We start from the raw sequence: 2,192 nt of genomic DNA on the forward strand, positions 1-2,192 counted from the left end.
CGCCGAGCGCGCCGAGGCTGTCGAGGCGGACCTCAGCGAGGCGCGCAAGGCTCACGACGCGGCGGAAGCGGCCTGGGCGACCCTGCCCGATGCCGCCGCGACCGAGGCGAAGGTCGCCGAGCTGCGCGCCGCCGCCGAGCGCGCCCAGGCGGCTTTGGCCGAGGTCCGCGCCGAGGCAGCGACCCACGCCCGCGCGGTCAGCGCCGACAAGCAGCGCGCGGAGGCGGCCAGGGCCGAGCAGGCGGATTGGCGAACCCGCGCCGGCCAGGCGGGCGAGCGCCATGCCGAATTCGGCCGCCGCATCGCCGAGGCCGAAGCGGAGGCCGATCGGCTCGCCGAGGCGCCCGCCGAGATCGAGGCGCGGCTGAACGCGCTCGAAGCCGAAGCGACCGCGGCGATGGAGGCGGCGCAGGCCGCGGCCGCGCATGAGCGCGCCGGCGAGGAGGCACTCAAGGAAACCGAGACCCGGCTCGCCGAGGTCGCCGAGGCGCTCGCCGCCGCGCGCGAAGCCCGCGCCGGCGCCACCGCCCGGGCCGAGGCGCAGGAGACGCGCCGCGAGGAGATGGCGCGCATCTCCGGCGAGAAGTTCGAATGCCCGCCGCCTCTGCTGCCGGAACAGCTCGGCTTCGACGCCGCCTCGATCGTCGAGGTGCCGGCCGAATCCGCCCGGCTCGAACGGCAGGTGCAGGAACGCGAGCGGATCGGGCCGGTCAATCTCGTCGCCGAAAGCGAACTCAACGAGCTGGAGGAAGGCCGCCTCGCCAGCCAGGCCGAGCGCGAGGAACTGGGCGTCGCCATCCACCGCCTGCGCGGCTCGATCGGCAGCCTCAACCGCGAAGGCCGCGCCCGTTTGCTCGCCGCCTTCCAGGACGTCGACCGCCATTTCCGCAGCCTCTTCACCACCCTGTTCGAGGGCGGCCAGGCGCATCTCGAATTGGTCGAATCGGACGATCCGCTCGAGGCCGGGCTCGAGATCATGGCCCAGCCGCCCGGCAAGCGGCTCTCCGCGCTCACCTTGCTCTCGGGCGGCGAGCAGGCGCTGACCGCGATCGCCCTGATCTTCGCGCTCTTCCTCACCAATCCGGCGCCGATCTGCGTCCTCGACGAGGTCGACGCACCGCTCGACGACGCCAATATCGAGCGCTTCTGCGACCTGCTCGACCGGATGACCGGGGAGACCGACACGCGCTACATGATCGTCACCCACAATGCGGTGACGATGAGCCGCATGCACCGCCTCTACGGCGTCACCATGATCGAAAAAGGCGTGTCGCGACTGGTCAGCGTCGACCTTGGCGGCGCCGAGCGCCTGCTGGCGGCGGAGTAGTCGTCAGCGGATCAGTTCGACGGCGACCTCGACCTCCGCCGCGACGGCGGCCCACTTGCGATCGGCGGTCAGCGCCGGTGCGCCGAGCCGGCGTGCCAGCGCGAGGCAGAAGCGGTCGCCGAGCGACAGCCCGGCGCGGTCGGTGACGCCGCGCAGCAAGCCCGCGTCAACCGCCATCTCCTCATCGGGCGGGATTGCGGTGACCGAGACGGTCCTGATCGCGGCGCGAACCTCCTTTTCGGTGGCGCCATTCCGGGCGAGGCCGGCGACGACTTCCGCGAGGTTGACGGTCGAAATGACGGCGGCGTCGAGTGCCGCGCCGACCCTTTCCGCACCCGGCTCCCTCCGCAATCCGGCGAGAAGCGCGGAGGCGTCCAGGACGGTTCTCACTCGCCGGCCTCAAAAGCCCGGCTCCGTTCTTCGATCAGCTGCTCCGAGCTCATAGTCGGCTGCGAGAAACGAGCGACGATCGCTTGCGCCGCAGCCAACCTCCCTGGTCCGTGCCCTTTCGCCCGCCTCGGCCCGGCCCGCCGGTAAACGGTTCCGCGCGAAAAGAAATTGCCGGGTGAAACACGTCCCTTCCGATCTGGTAGCCAGCCGCGCGGCGCGAGCGCCTCCTTCGCCCAGCGGCCGACCAGCTTCCTCTCGTCTTCGCTCAACGCGCCAACCCGTGCCTCCACCTCTTTGCCAATAGCCTCTACGGCGGGGCGGCCCGCCTCCGATTTCTGGATCATACGGCGAATCGCCTCTTCGGACGCGAAGAGGCCCGCCAGCTTCGCACCTTTCACGGATTGCTTGAATGATTCGAGCGACATCACTCGTCTCCTATGTCCTCTATATTCGCCAGATATATAGAGGACACGGC

At 70.5% G+C, this 2,192-nt stretch carries 2 protein-coding genes and 1 pseudogene; 1 reads left to right on the forward strand and 2 read right to left on the reverse strand.

All coding sequences use genetic code 11. The annotated features are described in order from the left end of the window. A pseudogene (locus ACT4N8_RS11995) lies at positions 1-1,327 on the forward strand (chromosome segregation protein); the annotation flags it as partial. Between the two features lie 3 nt (positions 1,328-1,330). Here the strand turns inward: ACT4N8_RS11995 and ACT4N8_RS12000 are convergent. Then, the gene (locus ACT4N8_RS12000; RefSeq protein ID WP_444858361.1) at positions 1,331-1,717 is read right to left on the reverse strand and encodes a type II toxin-antitoxin system VapC family toxin; all 387 of its coding nucleotides are present in this window, start codon (positions 1,715-1,717) and stop codon (positions 1,331-1,333) included. Then, the gene (locus ACT4N8_RS12005; RefSeq protein WP_444858362.1) at positions 1,714-2,142 is read right to left on the reverse strand and encodes a hypothetical protein; all 429 of its coding nucleotides are present in this window, start codon (positions 2,140-2,142) and stop codon (positions 1,714-1,716) included. Before ACT4N8_RS12005 ends, ACT4N8_RS12000 begins: the two co-directional genes overlap by 4 nt. Positions 2,143-2,192 lie beyond the last annotated feature (50 nt).

This window comes from Sphingosinicella sp., from assembly GCF_052387495.1.
Lineage (GTDB): Bacteria > Pseudomonadota > Alphaproteobacteria > Sphingomonadales > Sphingomonadaceae > Allosphingosinicella.